We start from the raw sequence: 16,359 nt of genomic DNA, 5'->3' as shown, positions 1-16,359 counted from the left end.
AGCCGCCGTAGTTAAATGTATAAAGGGTCAGAGTACTTTTTAAGTCATGCTTTAAACGATAAATATTAATGTTCCTTTCCGTCTTTAATAAAACAGAGTGAACCTATGGCAGAGAAGCCAAATAAATCCTCCGAATCGCCGCCCCGTTCAAGCAAGGCAGTACCCTCGTCTCGCCTATCTCGTATAGGTCGCTTAGGCACGTTAGCAGGTAGGATTGCAGGTAATGTGGTTTCTCAGGGTGCTGGCCAGTTACTAAAAGGTGAGAAGCCAGTCTTGTCTTCGCTGCTTTTAACACCAAAGAATATTTCAAATATTGCCGATCAGTTTGCCAGTATGCGTGGCGCCGCCATGAAGCTTGGACAACTCATTTCCATGGATGCGGGTGACTTTTTACCCGAAGAACTCGCCGCCATTTTAGGACGTTTACGGGATGATGCTGACCCCATGCCCAAGGACCAGCTAATAGCCACGCTAAATCAGTCTTGGGGCGACAGATGGCAAGATGACTTACTTTACTTTTCCTTTGCTCCTGTTGCCGCAGCTTCTATAGGTCAAGTTCACAAAGTTATTACTATGGACGGCAAAATGTTAGCGGTAAAAGTACAGTACCCAGGCGTGAAGAGGAGTATTGATAGCGATGTGGATAACGTAGCAACGCTTATAAAGCTTACTGGCTTGGTGCCAAAATCATTAGATATAGGCCTGCTGTTGCAGGAAGCCAAAGCGCAGCTTCACCAAGAGGCGGATTACGAACGAGAAGCCGATATGCTTAACCGTTATCGCAACCTAGTTGAAGCCACTGATATCCGATGTGAAGAACAAAGCGCGTTTATTATTCCAAAGACCTATTCACCGCTTACCACAAGTACGGTACTAGCCATGGACTTTATCGAGGCGAAAGATTTGGATGTGCTAATTGATGAGCCCCAAGAAGTCCGAGATGCCGTGATGACAGCGTTAATGACGTTGTTTTTTAATGAGGTTTTCCACTTTAAGCTGCTTCAAAGCGACCCTAACCTAGCCAACTATCAGTTTAAACCTGACACCAAAGAAATTGTGCTGCTAGATTTTGGTGCCACTCGCGAAGTGTCTGAAAATATATCTCAGCAATACCAAACTTTGCTTAAGAGCGCCGCAGACAATGATAAAGCACTGATGCAGCAAGCTGCATACAATATTGGGCTTATTGATGACAGTCATTCTCAGATGCAAGTAAATGCAGTCATAGATATAGGCATGGAAGCCTGTGAAGCCATTCGCTTTGAGGGGGCTTATGACTTTGGAAAAAGTGATTTAATCGCAAGACTTCACGAAAAAGGAATGGCGCTTACAATGGAACACAACTTTTGGCACACACCGCCGGTCGATGCGCTCTTTATACATAGAAAGCTCGGAGGTTTATTTTTGTTAGCGAAGCGGTTGCAAGCTAAAGTGGATATGCGAAAGGCCGCAGGCAACTGGCTTTGCTCTTAACAAGGTTTGGCCCCATCTTACGATGAATCCTACCGCGCTTTATGCAGCTTGTTTGAATGCAGCTTGTTTGAAAGTGGGATTATCGGAAAAGGACGAAGACTCTAGTTAATGCCTTCGCCTAATCTTTACACTTCTAATAGCACTGAGCCGGTAGTATTGGGTAGATTGCGTTGCGTTTAATAGGGCAGTTCCATACTAAAAGGTAAGGCCATCTGCTCTTTGCTTTTCGGCGGGTTGCCTATCATCTCGTCGTACGGTGTATCGTGCTTCATTACAGCCTGCTGAACGCGACAATGAGCGAACGCTTCACGTATATGCCCGGCACTAAAAAAACGCATTGGCTTGTCTTTATTGTCGTAAAGCATACCGCTTTGTTTATCGATAGTCAGATAAACCAAATAGACGTTCATTTCATAAGACTGAACTTCTAAGTAATCGATAACCGTCGGCGACTCTTCAATATCCCGAAAATAAAACTTATGCATTTTCCTACCTCATGAAATCAGCGTGCGCATTACGCTCGCCCTGCTTGGTGTTATTTATATTGAATATAGCCAGGGCGAAATAATGACTTTTATACGCTATGCGAGGTTTTCAGGTTCATTCAGAAGATGAAGTGGGGGGCGGTGATTTTTATGTCGCACTGCGTTGGCTAAAACCAACAACGAAGCAATAGAAAAAACGGTGTACACAAGAGCAGCTACCCCCATTCCCGTTGCTATCCATAGGAGTGGGAAAACCAGCAACCGAGGCCCTTCTACAGCAAGTGCAACTTTTGCTCTCGACAAGATAAAGCCATTTTGTATGCCCATAACAACCACGGTTATTACAGTAATTAGTTGATGATGCGGTGGCAGACTATGCATATTCCAAAATAGGTAAAGCATTATCCCTAGTGCAATAACGTATTGTATAACAGTGTACCGTGTAACGGCTCGGTGTAACTTTGGATGATATGATTTGAATTTACTCACGCTTACTATCCTACGAGGGCACATTTAGGTAACACTGGGACTCAAGGACTCAAAATGTTAGTTAATTACTGTAAATAGCAGTGCTCTAGCATTTGCTTTTCAATGATTAATCAACACATTAGTACACAAAGCCCCAAATGTTAAACAATTGTTTTAAAAATTACTTTCACATTTACATTATATGGCGAACTGGAAGATCGAAAAAATGGGGAGTTCCCACTAATTTTTGGACGAAAACAAATCGGAAAGTGTCTTTCAAACGTTAAAATCTGTTCAAAATAAGGAATTTGGATTTTGAGGGAACATTTCTCTTGATTGATTTTCTAATTTTGGGTGTTATCTCTGGTAGTATTACCGAAAGGATATTTTTGTAGCGGAGTCATTATGAGCGAATCGTCAGAAAAGAAATCGTTAGGCCCACATTTTATTATTGTTGGCATCCTTCTTATCGTTATTCTGGCTGTAGTTTTTTGGCCAAGTGACGAAGAGCCAGAGCCAGTCATTACGCCTGAACCTGAGGTGACCGAGCCTGAAGTCACAGCGCCGCAAGAGCCAGAGATTTTTGAGCCTACCCAGCCTGCGCCCACCGTCGAGCTTGAAGAAAAAGACGACGTTGAACCATTGCCAGAACCCGTTGAACCAGATCCAGAACCACTTGATACAAGCGACCCAGCAGTCAAAGCGTCATTGATTGAGAGTTCATCAGCAGACGAAGAAACCGTAAATCGTATGCTGGTTAATGAAGGGCTTATTCAGCGCTTTGTAGTCTCTGTAACTAATCTAGCGAACGATGAGATGGCACCAAACCATCAACTACTTACGCCGCCAGAACAAAATTTCCGTGTTTATTCTCAAGCAGGAAAGCAGTGGATTGACGCTGCAAGTTATAAACGATATACGCCTTATGTAGATATGCTGGAGTCGTTCGATAATGAAGCGCTACTGAATATCTACGGTATTTATAAAGACGATATCCAAGCGAAGTTTGCAGAGATTGGTAATCCAGACCAAGACTTTAACAGCGTATTGCTAGAGGCCATAGACCAGTTACTTGATACACCAGAAGTACCGGTTCCTGTTGAGGTGTATACAGATTCGGTAGCTTACAAGTATGCCGACGATCGTTTAGAAAACCTTAATGAGCCACAAAAGCAGCTACTGCGTACCGGGCCAGACAATATGCGTCGTATTAAAGCAAAGCTACGTGAATTGAAAGTTTTGGTTGAAGAGCGTGGATCTAACTAAATTTCAACAACAACTTAAGGGCACGTCTTCAAAAGCGCGCCCTTTGCCTCCTGTCGACCAATGGAATCCAGATTTTTGCGGTAATATTAATCTGACGATAGCCCTTGATGGCCGATGGTTTTACGAAGGCAGCCCTATCGGGCGGGCAAGCCTGGTCGAGCTTTTTGCCTCTGTACTGAAGCGAGAAGGCGATAAGTACTTTTTAGTCACCCCTGTCGAAAAGGTAGGGATCACTGTTGAGGACACGCCCTTCCTAATCACCCAATGGCATATAGAAAGAAATGAAGGCGGCGAAGCGAGTGAAATTGAGATAGAGGTTGAACCGACTAGTGACTGCACCTATGTATTTACTACGCAAACCGGCGACACTGTTCGCTTAGAGCGCGAAGATCAGCTAGAACTTCGAGTTCCCCCACAAGCTATTCAGGACCCACAGGCAACACCTATTCCTTACATTCGCGTTCGTAGAAACCTATGGGCAAGGCTACATCAAAACACTTATTATCAGCTGTTAGAACAAGCCAAAGAGTCATCGGATGGTTCGAATACGCAATTTAGTATTCAATCTAGCGGTACGACCTTCGTATTGGGTGAAATACTTCAAACACCCTAATTCGCGTTTTTTACTCTTACATTACCTATGGTTACGCTACTAGTCTTGCACAGCTATTTTGCGCCTGTAACTTGCACCTACTATTAAAATACGTATCGCCATCAATATGTCATTAAAAGCACTTTATTTTGCGTTATCTCGTTGTGTGCATTACATTCGATGTAGTCTATAAAACAATCAAAAGAAGACCTACATTATGAAAAAGCCTTTGATCACCCTTGCGATTACCAGCGCACTAATCTCATCACCTTTTTCTACGGTTGCCGATACCCTCATACACGCGGGAAAAGTGTTTACTGGCACCTCAAAATCACTTCAAGAAAAAATGACCATTGTTATTGAAGGCAACAAAATAGCGGAGATAAAGAAAGGGTTTGCTAAACCACAAAAAGGCGACACCGTCATCGATTTAAGTGCTTCTACGGTTATGCCCGGTCTTATGGATATGCATGTTCATTTATCGTCGCAACACGGCGGGCCGCAAACCTACTTAGAACGTTTTTCACTTAATGAAGCCGATTACGCACTGCGTGCAGCAAACTACGCAGAAATAACCTTAGATGCAGGCTTTACCACAGTGCGTAACCTTGGTGATGGCTATAACGAAACAGTGGCTTTAAGAAATGCTATTGCGAAAGGCTATGCCACCGGCCCACGTATTTACACGGTAGCTAAATCTATTGCGACTACAGGCGGACATGCTGACCCAAGCAATGGTATGTCTCACTTACTTCGACCAGATGTAGGCCCCAAACAGGGCGTAGTTAACGGCGAAGTGGAAGCCCGCGAGGCGGTACGTGCCTGTTATCAAGATGGTGCTGACCTAATCAAAATTACTGCAACTGGCGGCGTGCTAAGCGTAGCTAAAAGTGGCCAAAACCCTCAGTTTATGACCGACGAATTAGAAGCGATTGTCGATACAGCAAAAGATTACGGTATGACGGTGGCAGTGCATGCTCATGGTAAAGAGGGCATGAAACGCGCAATAGAAGCAGGAGTGGATTCTATTGAGCACGGTACCTACATGGACAATGAAATTCGCACCCTAATGAAGAAGCACGGCACCTATTATGTACCTACTATACTGGCTGGGAAGTTTGTAGCAGATAAAGCCAAGATTGATGGTTTCTTTCCTGAGCTCGTTCGCCCTAAAGCAGCAGCCATCGGACCTTTAATTCAAAATACCTTTGAACAAGCCCACAAAGCGGGCGTAAAAATTGCTTTTGGTACAGACAGTGGTGTATCGGCCCATGGCGACAATGCACAGGAATTCTCTTTAATGGTTGAAGCGGGAATGAAACCTGCCGACGCGCTACTTAGTGCTACCGTTAATAGCGCAGATTTACTGGGCATAAGCGACATTTTAGGTACGTTAGAACATGGCAAGTTAGCAGACATTGTTGCTGTTCAAGGCGACCCGCTTGATGATATATCGCTTATGGAAAGCGTGTCTTTTGTGATGAAAGACGGGGTAGTTTACAAGCAATAAAACAATAAAAGTGGTAGAGGTTACATGGCACTAGGTAAAAAGGTTAAGCACAAAACCAAAAAGCTTATTGACTCTAAACATATGTTGAAAGGTATTACTTTAGCATCATTTTTAGAGTCGACCATTGTTCCTATACCTCTTGAAGCTGTTATGGTGCCGTTGATGCAAGCTAGGCGAGAGTCGCTATGGAAAATTGCGTTAATGGCCACCGTAGGCTGCGTGATTGGCGCTGTTTTTGGCTATGCCCTTGGCTATTTCCTTTTCGACCTTGTTGGTCAGTGGGTTATTGATACCTTTTTTAGTCAGGAGCAATTCGACAGCGTTAAACAACAAATGCAAAATCAAGGCTTTTGGTTTGTGATGACGCTAGGCATTGCGCCTATTCCTTTTCAAGTGGCCATGTTAGCTGCCGGCGCCACCCAATACTCTCTTCCGCTTTTTCTTTTAGCCACGGTTATTGCCCGCGCTATACGCTATTTTGGCCTTGCAGTAGTGGTGTATTACGCAGGTGATAAAGCCGAGCAGCTTATAAAACGCTACAAGATGAAAGCCGTGTTTGCTATTACGCTAGTGGTAGTCTTACTATGGTGGCTGTCTAATATGTTATCCTAATTGAAGAGCCTTTCGATTTGAGGGCGCTAAAGCTATCAAAATAGCATCGACCAAATCGTGCGAGCTCCCCCTTAAATTCCCAAATCAAATTACGCCAATAGATTTTTTGAACTTTACATTTGATAATGATTCTTATTTGCACTAATGTAATATAAAACAGGAGGTGCTTATATGAATGTTCAACGTTTATGCCCAGTTTACAGAAAGTGGCTACAGCTAAACCCTTCAAGCGCACGAGAGCATCGCTTAGCAATGCAGGCACAAACGCAGAAAGCCCATCAACAGGGTGAATTAGATTATGCCAGAGAGTTGGGTTATCAAACTTTTGAAGCCGCGAAGGCCATTCTTAACGCGCTGCAGCCCATATCCTCTCAAAAAGTAAACGCGGTGCAAGAAGATATACTCGCGTTCGGCACTATGGGCATGTACTTATCTTCTTTACTCGCTCAAGAGCATAAAAAACAAGAATCTCACGCAATTTTGCAGGAATGCCAACAGCAGCTAATCGCCATATTGCCTTTGCATGCCACTAACCCGTCTGTATGCCGGCTTATATCCGCCATTCAGCACACGCTTGAGCAAACCTACGAACCTCAAATTAGCAGACAGCTTGCTTCTGCAGCTCTGCATTAAATCAAACAGTTGAAGGAGCAAATGATGATGTCGAAACAAATTCCAAATGAAGACGGCTTTGTCTCTTTAAGTGTGAGAGCATCTGTACTTCAAAAAATGCTTAAAGGTGAAGTTCTGCATATGACAGATGTTCACTGCAATTGTGCTCACAGCAAACGTACGCTTCAAAACTTGCTGCTAAAAGCCGTTGCAGACAGTTCAGAACGTTAACCTGAAACGCTAGCTCGCAAGCGTAAAATACAGACAGGTGCAAAACGGAACATAACTTGATACAGGATAAATAACTCAATCGTTTTTATTTTGCAATTAAGCTATGAGAGGATACCGTGGAACCTTCGTCTAAATGGAAAGAGATAACCGCTAGAGCGGGATATAGCGCCAAAACCGTCATGTATGTTATGCTTGGTGTCTTCATTCTTACATCTGTATTTACTGCGCTTAACCGTGAAAAAGCCTCTCAGTCCAATGTCTTTCTTACACTTAAAGAACAACCACTCGGACAGATCTTATTAGGCATTCTTGTTCTTGGCTTAGCATGCTATGCCTGCTGGCGTTGGCTGCAGATTTTCATTACTGAAAAATCAGATGAGGACAGTTGGTTCATTCACATTATAAATAAGCTGTTCTTCTTTATATCGGGCGCGTTCTATTTTGTTGCTGCTTACGCAGGGGGTAAAACCTTATTAGAAGTACAAAGTAGCTCTTCATCCCAAGGTAGTGGAAAGAAGGTGAGTGAATTTCTAATGCAATACGAATGGGGGCTGTTGCTTGTAGCCGCAATCGGGCTTTGCATCATCATATTTGCCGTTGTGCAGTTCAAACATGCTTACACTGCAGACTTTTTAAAGAAGTTTTCACTACACGCTTTAAATCAGCGAATTAGAAAGAGTGTGAAAGTAACTGGTCGCCTGGGGTATACCGCGCGAGGAGTCGTTTATTCCTTAGTAGGTGTTTTTTTTATTCTTGCCGCCATATTAAGTAACCCATCGCAAGCAGGTGGATTACAAAAAGCACTAGAAACCTTAATGAAGCAGCCCTTTGGCCCTTATCTCATCGCTGCTGTAGGCGCAGGCTTTGTTATGTTCGGCCTTTATTGTGCGCTGGAGGCGAAATACAGAAAAGTAGAGTAGGAAATTTAAATGAAAGGCGCTAAAAGCCTAAATTTGAATGATAAAAGGGCGCTTAAGCGCGCCCTTTTTTAATCACATATTGGTAAGGCAAGGTCTCTGTTTGAGACGCTACTAATGTATGGTCCATAAAACGGCAAAAGCTAGGAATATCTCTTGCCGTTGAGGGATCGTCAGCCGTGACCGATAAGGTTTCCCCATCGGCCAGCTTACGAATATTTAGACGCACCATCATCACCGGCTCCGGGCAACGTAAGCCTAGTGCGTCTAGATGCTGACTTGCTGCGCTAAAGGCGCTATCAAAATCAGATGCCATAGTTTTCACGGTAGGCGTTAATGGCATTGATTTCATTATCAAAACCGCCTTTTTCAATCAAATAAGCCACCACATCGGCTAGCGATACGATAGAAATCACCTGAGTGCCAAAATCACGCTCTACTTCTTGAATAGCTGACAGTTCACCATTACCGCGCTCTTGTCTGTCTAATGCGATCAATACGCCAGTCAAACTTGCCTGCTGCTGTTCAATTAATGTCATCGATTCACGAATAGCGGTACCCGCGGTAATTACGTCATCCACCAGCATAACCTTGCCTTCAAGCGGACTGCCTACTAAATTGCCGCCTTCACCGTGAGTCTTCGCTTCTTTACGGTTGAAGCAATAAGGTACGTCAAGGTTGTGGCTATCGGCCAGTGCGACGGCGGTAGTCGTCGCAATAGGAATGCCTTTATACGCTGGACCAAACAGTACATCGAACTCGACACCTGCATCCATTAACGCATCAGCGTAAAAACGACCTAGCTTGGCCAGATCGCCGCCGCGATTAAACAAACCGGCATTGAAAAAGTACGGGCTAACGCGGCCTGACTTTAAAGTAAATTCGCCAAATTTCAGTACGCCACGCTCAATGGCAAACTCGATAAAATCACGCTGAAACGCTTTCATGATGACCTCTTTATTACTAACTTATCCGTAGGCGCTAAATTCGCTTTGATAACTCGCTTACGCTAGCGCAGCTTTTTGAATGTCGAACAATTCGCGTAGGCCATGCTTGCCAATTTTCAGCATTTCGTCGAGCTCTTCAAACGAGAAGGGTTCGCCCTCTGCCGTACCTTGAACTTCAATCAGCTTGCCGGTTTCGGTCATTACGATGTTCATGTCTGTCTCTGCCTCAGAGTCTTCAGTGTATTCAAGATCAGCGATTGGCGTACCTTCATAAATACCCACCGAAAGGGCAGCAATCATGTGCTTAAGCGGGTTAGTTTTGATAATGCCTTTTGCACGCATGTAAGTAAGTGCATCAACAAGAGCTACACACGCACCGGTAATTGACGCTGTACGCGTACCGCCGTCGGCCTGAATAACGTCGCAGTCTAACGTAATGGTGTTTTCACCCAGAAGCTTCAGGTCTACTGCCGCTCGCAATGAACGCGCAATTAAACGCTGAATTTCTAACGTACGTCCGCCTTGTTTGCCGCGCGCAGCTTCACGGCCGCTTCGCGTGTGAGTAGCACGTGGAAGCATGCTGTACTCAGCAGTAATCCAGCCTTTCCCTTGGCCCTTCATAAAGCGTGGTACACCTTCTTCCACCGTCGCATTACACAACACTTTAGTGTTACCGAACTCTACAAGTACAGAGCCCTCTGCGTGACAAGTGTATTGGCGAGTAATTGTAACAGGGCGAATTTGACTGGCGGTTCTGCCGCTTGGACGCATAGTGTTCTCCACAACGTAAGTGCTTAAAAAAGGGTAGCGTTTTACAGGTTTTTATCGGCGATATGAGAATAGAAAGCCCAATTCGCGGTCAAAACCTATAAATTCGATGTAGCTACGAAATTGCGCCTAAGTATAACGCAATACCCGCGGCCGTTAAAAACGAACTTTACATGTTTGCTTATTGAATTACGTAAATGTGCGCTAATATACAAAATACAAGAAAACCTGCTGTAGATATTCACGTATACAACACGACGTTCGGGTTGTTTTTGCAGGCTTTCAGTTAAATTTAAAGGATATTTATGATTTACAGCATGACAGCGTTTGCGCGCGTAGAAACCAAAAAAGAGTGGGGCTCAGCCGTATGGGAAATACGCTCGGTCAACCAACGCTTTTTAGAAACCTATTTTCGCCTACCGGAACAGTTCCGCTCGTTGGAGCCAGTTTTACGTGAACGGTTTCGTAAAAAGCTAGCTCGAGGTAAGGTGGAATGTGCGCTACGCTTTACCGCGAACGATGCTGCTGTAACCAAGCTAAGCTTAAACGAAGAGTTGGCTAAGCAAGTGCTTCACGCTGCTGATTGGGTGCAATCCCATGGTCAGTCTACGGGTGTAAACCCACTAGACGTTTTACGCTGGCCTGGGGTAATTGCAGCGGAAGAAGCCGATATGGATACCATCCACGGTGACGTAATGGCAGCGTTCGACCAAGCGTTAAACGACTTCATCAGTGCCCGCGCTACAGAAGGCGAAGCCCTTAAAGGTATGATCACGCAGCGCCTAGACGCCATTGAAGTGGAAGCTGAAAAAGTAGCCGCGCGTATGCCTGAAATCATGGTGTGGCAGCGAGAAAAAGTGCAAACCCGCTTTGAAGAGGCAAAGGTTGAACTTGATGCAGGCCGCTTTGAACAAGAAATGATCATGCTGGCTCAAAAAGTAGATGTGGCGGAAGAGTTAGATCGTCTGAATGCTCACGTTAAGGAAACCCGCAATATCCTTAATAAGGGCGGGGCAGTGGGCCGCCGTTTAGATTTCATGATGCAGGAGTTTAACCGCGAATCGAACACGTTAGGTTCAAAGTCTATCAGCACCGACATCACACAATCGGCAGTTGAACTTAAAGTACTGATTGAGCAGATGCGCGAGCAGATTCAGAATATTGAATAATATCCGTTGGAGTCCAAAAGCCTCCGCTAAAGCCCAGCCATACTGGGCTTTTTTATTTTTATGAAGCCCCATGGCTTGATGCACCTCAAAGATATTTTTATATATCGCGGCGAACTGATCGAACAGAAAGTTGAAAACCACCAGGCGCTAAAATTTTATTTAGTACCGAAACGCGAGGATCGGTATTCCCTTTCTCGATATCACGCAATGTTTTATCAGACACCTTAATAAATTTCGCGTATTGTGTTTGGGTCATGCCATAAAGTTGGGTACGAACTTGCTTTACTAGTTCGCCTATGCCGATAATATTGTTTGCAAGATCATTTTCAAGCTGAGCTAAAGTTTCTTTTCGTTGTTCACCCGTCAACCTAACCATCATAGACTCCCATTGCTACTAACTTAGTTTTAGTGTTACTAAAACCAATCGCCGGAAAATTCAATATCTCATCTGGGCAGTGCAATCTTTTTAACCTCTCAGGCAAGTCGATTAGTTTTTCTGCCAGTTGCCGCAAAAATAAAATTATTTCATAAGGCTCACAATAATCTGAAAGCTGCTCTGCAATGATTAAAAAATTAACGTGCCCACCTACTTCGCAACTTCGCCCCCACTTAAATAAACGGGTTATCCCTTCTTCATCGGCTTTCATAGGAGCAAAATCATAGATGGGTGCAAAACAAATATCGCCGTCATATTTTAAAAATGAAATGTTGCGGCCGTGATTGTCTGAGTTACCGAAAACAATATTTAAAAAATCTCTAACAACATATTGCTTAGCAAATTCGTTTTTCGTCATTTGAGTTGCAGAATTTATTCTTCGCCACACCGTCTCCATCACATCAAAATGATCTTGATAGCTGCCAGGCTCGGCATTAATGATTGAATAAATACTTTCCAATCCAATACGACTAGCCACACCACTTTCTATGCGGACGTCAAAGCGAGGTAGCCATAAACTAGCTTGGCCACTTTGTTTATCTTCTAATATTTTTAGCTTTTCAACATCGATGGTGGAAACATTTGTACCCTTCAGAATCTCCGAAAGTGCCTTATAAAAAACGCCCTCAGCTTTTAAGATGTTGTTATCTCGAGTTGAGCGTCTATTTCTAGCAAACTTGGTTAGATAAGGTGTGGCGGTCAACGGCTTACCTGCAAAGTCCCCATCAATGAAAACATTATCATCTTCAAGCATGAGTAGCAGTTTTGGTGCAACACCACCAGCTCCTGTCGCCCCTCCTACTGCGGCGCCTTGTTCATTAGCATACTCTAAAAAGTCATATTGTAATGAAATCACGTTCTCAATTGGAAAACGGCGAGAGTCGATATTAGCTTCTGTCGGTACGGCTTCTTTTATTCTTAAATTACCAACGGGCGACATACAAGCATTAGTCAACAGTGCGTAATTTTGTTGAAACTCGTCTGAGCGACTGACATTAAGATAACTGAGCCACCAATCTCGAGACTTACCCACCGGCAAAATATCATCTAATAGAGCTGGCCAATGAGGGTAGTCTTTAGGAACAATGCTAATAGGCGCATTGACGGAGCATGCCCAGCAATCTTTAAGCTCATAGCTTGCGACCTTAGCAATATAATCATGCTCATAATACAGCGAACAACTTGCATTGATCCGCTCATCAGAAAAACACAAAGTAGCAGCATCCCACCATTGGCCTTGATTAAATAATTGCAGTGTGACTGTTTGCATCATCTATCCAGTAGTTTATTACCGTTTAGTATAAAATATTAGCACAGTTTCGGTAGAAATCTACCGTTTCAATGTAAAGCAACAGTCATTTACAGTAACAAACTACCGCCAACTATAAAATGGATTATCTTTGTCAGTACTTTGTTTGCGTTTTTCCCAATTTAGATAGCACTAAGCCCAGACTTCTATGTGGGTATGGTGCTGATGCAGTATGTTTGGTAACTCTTTAGTTAGAAGCTTCCCGGCTCACCGTTAACGCACTATTTGTTATTAACGACTAACGCTTCTAATAGTTCATTTCAAATACTGTGTTAAAAAGGCCTCGTGCGAGGGAAGTTTAGCTACGTGGTTATCCACCTGCTGCTTTAACCCTGCCATAAACTGCTTAAGTGACTGTTCACTCATCTCATCGGCTACGCGGTGATATTGCTTGGGCGTCATGCCTTGGCCCATTAATACTTGAGTCCAGGAATCAACACGAAAAATATCTCCGTCATCCAAAAACACGCGGCCAGTTTCGGCAAATAAAGCCAATTTATGTTTAAGTGACGGCGGAATCTCCATGCGTTGGCATTGCTGCCAAAAAGGGCTGTCCTCGCGCTGTGTAACCTTGTAATGCATAACAATGAAGTCGAGTATGGCCGACATTTCGCTATCAAACTTGTTGTTGTATTCATCGATTGCGCTTTGGTTGATGCCATCAAAAGGGAATAGGCGCATTAAGCGTATAAGGCCGGTCATGATTAGATGGATGCTGGTCGACTCTAGTGGCTCAATAAAGCCACTGGATAGCCCTAGCGCTACGCAGTTTTTATTCCAGCCTCGCCTGCGTTTACCAGGCGTAAAACGAATGACTCTAGGTTCATTAATTGGTGCGCCTGTTACCTGCGATTTAAGTGTATTAATGGCGTCCTCTTCGCTCATAAAGCGGCTACAAAATACCAATCCATTGCCCATTCGCTCTTGAAGTGGTATCTGCCAACGCCATCCCGCCCTGTGTGCCACACTTTTGGTATATGGCACAGGTGGGGCAGTAAGTTCTGTTTGCATGGCTACTGCTTTATCGCAAAAAAGATAGTGTCGCCAATCGTCGTAACCGGTGTGAAGCGCCTGTTCAATAAGCAGCCCTTTAAAGCCCGTACAGTCTATAAAGAAGTCACCGTTTATCACTTCTCCGCTTGCTAATTGAAGGGACTGGATGTTGCCTGATTGCGGGCAAACATCGACCTTTACTATATCTCCTTCCTTGTGCGTCACCCCAGCCTCGCAAGCTAACGATTTTAAAAATCGACCGTAGGCGACGGCATCAAAGTGATAGGCAAAGTTGAGCGGCATAGCTTCTGATGTAGCAAATTTATTCTGCTTAGCGGCAATCAGTTCAGGGCAATAATCACCAAATTCACCACCGAAACCATATTCTTTAGCCCGCAGCCAAAAATGATGAAACTCTCCTGCCCAGCATTCTCTTCCGGTAATGCCAAACGAGTGGATATAGCTGTGACCCTGTTCGCGCCAATCTTCAAACTCAATGCCCAGTTTGAACGTGGCTTGTGTAGCGCGCATAAAGGCTTTTTCGTCGATACCAAGCAACTTGTGAAATGTTCTAATAGGCGGAATAGTCGCCTCGCCCACACCTACAATACCAATATCTTTCGACTCGACTAACGTAACGTTTATTGACTTACCCAAAAGCCGAGACAGCGCCGTGGCCGCCATCCATCCTGCAGTACCGCCACCTGCAATAACAACGTTCTTAACGGGCGTTTGATTGTTACTGCTATCTAAACCCGATACGGCCATATGAGGTGTCCTTTTTATATGAAGAGGTATTTTTGTTTAAATTTGTAGCGCGATCACCTTCACTTGAAGCGCAAGCGTTGCCATAGTCCTGACGTTGAGTTTGCGAGTGAAGGTGTTTCTGCTCATTGTAATAGCGATTTGCGATATCTTTGAGCAGCGTATTATTAGTTGGTAGGCCCTGCAAATAGGTATTTTTAGTCTGTTGTAACGTTTCACTAAGATGCAGGGCTTTACGCTTATCTTTTTCGTTTAAACGTAGTGGCGGCCCTAACGTAGTAAAGCCCATCCCGTACAAAACATATTGGTAGCTAGCAGAAGGAAAAACCTCTTCGTTCTCGATAAGATCTAAGCGTGAAGGGCTTTGATACTTCCACAGTTTAAGCAGCTCAGCGAGTGAGTCAGGAATTGAAGCATCACTTCTCTGTGCTACCCAATAAGGCTCTTCTCTATCACTAAGCACATAATGTAGCTTCAAAAAGTCGATAACTCGCTGCCAGCGATATGCGAAGCGCGAGTTATAGCGCTTACTGACTATTTCCATGTGCTCTTTATTATGCGGAAACGCCTCACAGAGCATACGTAAGCCAAGCTCGACCATTGCAATGGCTGATGCTTCAAGCGGTTCAACAAAACCCGAAGACATACCTAAACTTAAACAGTTCTTTACCCAAAATTTTGACCTGTAGCCCGGCTCAAAAGAAAGTGTGCGAAAGGCAAGTTCATGCTCATTTGCACCAGAACAACGTTCACAAACATAGTCAATAAGGACCTGCTTTGCCTGCTCTTCACTTGTGAATTGGGAAGAATAAACCAGGCCAGTACCTCGCCGGTGCTGCAATGAAATATCCCACGTCCACCCACAGGTTTGTGCAGTAGCCACAGTGGTACTTTTTATTTCGTTATCATTGTCTGCATAAGGCACTTGCAAGGCTATGGCTCTATCGTTAAGCATGGCGCACTTAACGGGTGCCCACGGAACATTAAAATGTTTATCAATAAGCAAACCGTTGTTACCAGAACAATCGATAAACAAATCGCCAGACACCTCCTGCCCACATTCTGTTACGACTTTTTCAATGTAGCCATTTGGATGTGAAGTGACTGAGGCAATATGACCTATAACGTGTTCAACGCTCAGCTTGTTTACACAGTGCTTTTTCAATAAATCAGCGAGCTTTGTGGCGTCAAAGTGGTAACCGTAATTAAGCACATGAGCATAGTCGGGCGTAGCAATTTGCTTTGGCGCCTTGCCTGCTGCACACATTGTCGATTGTAGAGAAAAGGCGTCTTCGTATGGCATGTCAGGCGCAAAAGCTTGCCAACAAGCATGAATATTAAGTTCGTTGTAGCCCGTTGGAATAGTAAATGGATGATGATAGTGGTGCCCGCCTTTACGCCAATTAACAAAGCTAGAGCCTTGCTTGAAAGCACCTTGGCATAGGGTTAAAAATTCAGATTCATAAATGCCAATATCCAGAAGAGTATCACGAAGTGACGGCCATGAACCTTCACCAACGCCGATGGATGACACCGTAGGAGATTCAATAAGGGTAACCGAGTGTTTTTCGCTAAGCTTCGCTGCAAGAACGCCAGCAGCAAGCCACCCTGCAGTACCACCTCCAACAATGACGACCCGATGTAGGCCGCATTGGTTTTGTGAATTACTCATAAAACGATAACCACGCTATCTTGAAAAGCTCTGTTTCTCTCACGTGTCGAAGCTTTTTGTATACTATTCAAACAGCACTATGACAAAAAAGCCCGCTAAAGCGCAACCCTAAGCGCTATAGCGGGCAAACACAC

18 protein-coding genes are annotated in these 16,359 nt (G+C 44.2%); 9 read left to right on the top strand and 9 right to left on the bottom strand.

Annotation, left to right across the window (positions count from 1 at the left end):
• Window positions 1-105 precede the first annotated feature (105 nt).
• Window positions 106-1,473, top strand: coding sequence for an ABC1 kinase family protein (locus ACYTPF_RS10335; protein WP_461852152.1), 1,368 nt, complete (start codon window positions 106-108; stop codon window positions 1,471-1,473).
• 176 nt (window positions 1,474-1,649) lie between these two features.
• On the opposite strand, the gene ACYTPF_RS10330 is transcribed toward ACYTPF_RS10335, so the two are convergent.
• Complete coding sequence (locus ACYTPF_RS10330; protein ID WP_269917869.1) at window positions 1,650-1,958, bottom strand: DUF6482 family protein; 309 nt, start codon at window positions 1,956-1,958, stop codon at window positions 1,650-1,652.
• Between the two features lie 96 nt (window positions 1,959-2,054).
• Window positions 2,055-2,447 carry a hypothetical protein gene (locus ACYTPF_RS10325; protein ID WP_461852151.1) on the bottom strand — a complete coding sequence of 131 codons (393 nt, stop codon included), beginning with the start codon at window positions 2,445-2,447 and terminating at the stop codon, window positions 2,055-2,057.
• Window positions 2,448-2,831: 384 nt separating this feature from the next.
• On the opposite strand from ACYTPF_RS10325, the gene ACYTPF_RS10320 reads away from it, so the two are divergent.
• The 7 genes from ACYTPF_RS10320 to ACYTPF_RS10290 all read left to right on the top strand — a co-directional run bounded on the left by ACYTPF_RS10320 (window position 2,832) and on the right by ACYTPF_RS10290 (window position 8,169).
• On the top strand, window positions 2,832-3,692 hold the full coding sequence (locus tag ACYTPF_RS10320; RefSeq protein ID WP_179985074.1) for a DUF3014 domain-containing protein: 861 nt from the start codon (window positions 2,832-2,834) through the stop codon (window positions 3,690-3,692).
• A complete protein-coding gene (locus tag ACYTPF_RS10315) occupies window positions 3,679-4,305 on the top strand; it encodes a DUF1285 domain-containing protein (RefSeq protein ID WP_461852150.1) in 627 nt (208 codons plus the stop codon). The genes ACYTPF_RS10320 and ACYTPF_RS10315 overlap by 14 nt, the downstream gene beginning before the upstream one ends.
• Before the next feature lie 196 nt (window positions 4,306-4,501).
• On the top strand, window positions 4,502-5,794 hold the full coding sequence (locus ACYTPF_RS10310; RefSeq protein ID WP_461852149.1) for an amidohydrolase family protein: 1,293 nt from the start codon (window positions 4,502-4,504) through the stop codon (window positions 5,792-5,794).
• Between the two features lie 24 nt (window positions 5,795-5,818).
• Complete coding sequence (locus ACYTPF_RS10305; RefSeq protein WP_461852148.1) at window positions 5,819-6,406, top strand: YqaA family protein; 588 nt, start codon at window positions 5,819-5,821, stop codon at window positions 6,404-6,406.
• A gap of 171 nt (window positions 6,407-6,577) precedes the next feature.
• A complete protein-coding gene (locus ACYTPF_RS10300; protein WP_461852147.1) occupies window positions 6,578-7,039 on the top strand; it encodes a hypothetical protein in 462 nt (153 codons plus the stop codon).
• Between the two features lie 27 nt (window positions 7,040-7,066).
• Window positions 7,067-7,249, top strand: a complete 183-nt coding sequence (locus ACYTPF_RS10295; RefSeq protein ID WP_461852146.1) for a hypothetical protein — start codon at window positions 7,067-7,069, stop codon at window positions 7,247-7,249.
• Window positions 7,250-7,365: 116 nt separating this feature from the next.
• A complete protein-coding gene (locus ACYTPF_RS10290; RefSeq protein WP_461852145.1) occupies window positions 7,366-8,169 on the top strand; it encodes a DUF1206 domain-containing protein in 804 nt (267 codons plus the stop codon).
• Window positions 8,170-8,221: 52 nt separating this feature from the next.
• On the opposite strand, the gene tusA is transcribed toward ACYTPF_RS10290, so the two are convergent.
• The 3 genes from tusA to rph are packed head-to-tail and all read right to left on the bottom strand — an operon-like array spanning window position 8,222 to window position 9,884.
• Window positions 8,222-8,482 carry a sulfurtransferase TusA gene (gene tusA, locus ACYTPF_RS10285; RefSeq protein WP_214992661.1) on the bottom strand — a complete coding sequence of 87 codons (261 nt, stop codon included), beginning with the start codon at window positions 8,480-8,482 and terminating at the stop codon, window positions 8,222-8,224.
• Complete coding sequence (gene pyrE, locus ACYTPF_RS10280) at window positions 8,472-9,113, bottom strand: orotate phosphoribosyltransferase (protein ID WP_461852144.1); 642 nt, start codon at window positions 9,111-9,113, stop codon at window positions 8,472-8,474. The genes tusA and pyrE overlap by 11 nt, the downstream gene beginning before the upstream one ends.
• Window positions 9,114-9,170: 57 nt before the next feature.
• Window positions 9,171-9,884 (bottom strand): ribonuclease PH, encoded by a 714-nt coding sequence (gene rph, locus ACYTPF_RS10275; protein WP_014951432.1) that lies wholly within the window; start codon window positions 9,882-9,884, stop codon window positions 9,171-9,173.
• Window positions 9,885-10,186: 302 nt separating this feature from the next.
• Here rph and ACYTPF_RS10270 point away from each other — a divergent pair, with 302 nt between their 5' ends.
• The gene (locus ACYTPF_RS10270) at window positions 10,187-11,050 is read left to right on the top strand and encodes a YicC/YloC family endoribonuclease (RefSeq protein WP_461852143.1); all 864 of its coding nucleotides are present in this window, start codon (window positions 10,187-10,189) and stop codon (window positions 11,048-11,050) included.
• 97 nt (window positions 11,051-11,147) lie between these two features.
• Here ACYTPF_RS10270 and ACYTPF_RS10265 read toward each other — a convergent pair whose 3' ends face one another.
• The 4 genes from ACYTPF_RS10265 to ACYTPF_RS10250 form a co-directional block, all read right to left on the bottom strand.
• Window positions 11,148-11,429 (bottom strand): helix-turn-helix transcriptional regulator, encoded by a 282-nt coding sequence (locus ACYTPF_RS10265; protein ID WP_461852142.1) that lies wholly within the window; start codon window positions 11,427-11,429, stop codon window positions 11,148-11,150.
• Window positions 11,419-12,756, bottom strand: a complete 1,338-nt coding sequence (locus tag ACYTPF_RS10260) for a HipA domain-containing protein (protein WP_461852141.1) — start codon at window positions 12,754-12,756, stop codon at window positions 11,419-11,421. Before ACYTPF_RS10260 ends, ACYTPF_RS10265 begins: the two co-directional genes overlap by 11 nt.
• Window positions 12,757-13,050: 294 nt before the next feature.
• Window positions 13,051-14,556 (bottom strand): tryptophan halogenase family protein, encoded by a 1,506-nt coding sequence (locus tag ACYTPF_RS10255; RefSeq protein WP_461852140.1) that lies wholly within the window; start codon window positions 14,554-14,556, stop codon window positions 13,051-13,053.
• A complete protein-coding gene (locus ACYTPF_RS10250) occupies window positions 14,534-16,225 on the bottom strand; it encodes a tryptophan halogenase family protein (RefSeq protein ID WP_461852139.1) in 1,692 nt (563 codons plus the stop codon). The genes ACYTPF_RS10255 and ACYTPF_RS10250 overlap by 23 nt, the downstream gene beginning before the upstream one ends.
• Window positions 16,226-16,359: the final 134 nt, after the last annotated feature.

The sequence above is a fragment of the Alteromonas sp. HB246098 genome (assembly GCF_054890645.1).
The sequence above is the reverse complement of the archived record's forward strand: the minus strand, read 5'-3'. Positions and strand labels throughout refer to the sequence as shown.

Coding starts and splice junctions, on each gene's coding strand:
- ACYTPF_RS10335 (WP_461852152.1), top strand. CDS start 106: ATGGCAGAGAAGCCAAATAAATCCTCCGAATCGCCGCCCCGTTCAAGC.
- ACYTPF_RS10330 (WP_269917869.1), bottom strand. CDS start 1,958: ATGCATAAGTTTTATTTTCGGGATATTGAAGAGTCGCCGACGGTTATC.
- ACYTPF_RS10320 (WP_179985074.1), top strand. CDS start 2,832: ATGAGCGAATCGTCAGAAAAGAAATCGTTAGGCCCACATTTTATTATT.
- ACYTPF_RS10310 (WP_461852149.1), top strand. CDS start 4,502: ATGAAAAAGCCTTTGATCACCCTTGCGATTACCAGCGCACTAATCTCA.
- ACYTPF_RS10305 (WP_461852148.1), top strand. CDS start 5,819: ATGGCACTAGGTAAAAAGGTTAAGCACAAAACCAAAAAGCTTATTGAC.
- ACYTPF_RS10300 (WP_461852147.1), top strand. CDS start 6,578: ATGAATGTTCAACGTTTATGCCCAGTTTACAGAAAGTGGCTACAGCTA.
- ACYTPF_RS10295 (WP_461852146.1), top strand. CDS start 7,067: ATGTCGAAACAAATTCCAAATGAAGACGGCTTTGTCTCTTTAAGTGTG.
- tusA (WP_214992661.1), bottom strand. CDS start 8,482: ATGGCATCTGATTTTGATAGCGCCTTTAGCGCAGCAAGTCAGCATCTA.
- pyrE (WP_461852144.1), bottom strand. CDS start 9,113: ATGAAAGCGTTTCAGCGTGATTTTATCGAGTTTGCCATTGAGCGTGGC.
- rph (WP_014951432.1), bottom strand. CDS start 9,884: ATGCGTCCAAGCGGCAGAACCGCCAGTCAAATTCGCCCTGTTACAATT.
- ACYTPF_RS10270 (WP_461852143.1), top strand. CDS start 10,187: ATGATTTACAGCATGACAGCGTTTGCGCGCGTAGAAACCAAAAAAGAG.
- ACYTPF_RS10265 (WP_461852142.1), bottom strand. CDS start 11,429: ATGATGGTTAGGTTGACGGGTGAACAACGAAAAGAAACTTTAGCTCAG.
- ACYTPF_RS10260 (WP_461852141.1), bottom strand. CDS start 12,756: ATGCAAACAGTCACACTGCAATTATTTAATCAAGGCCAATGGTGGGAT.
- ACYTPF_RS10255 (WP_461852140.1), bottom strand. CDS start 14,556: ATGGCCGTATCGGGTTTAGATAGCAGTAACAATCAAACGCCCGTTAAG.
- ACYTPF_RS10250 (WP_461852139.1), bottom strand. CDS start 16,225: ATGAGTAATTCACAAAACCAATGCGGCCTACATCGGGTCGTCATTGTT.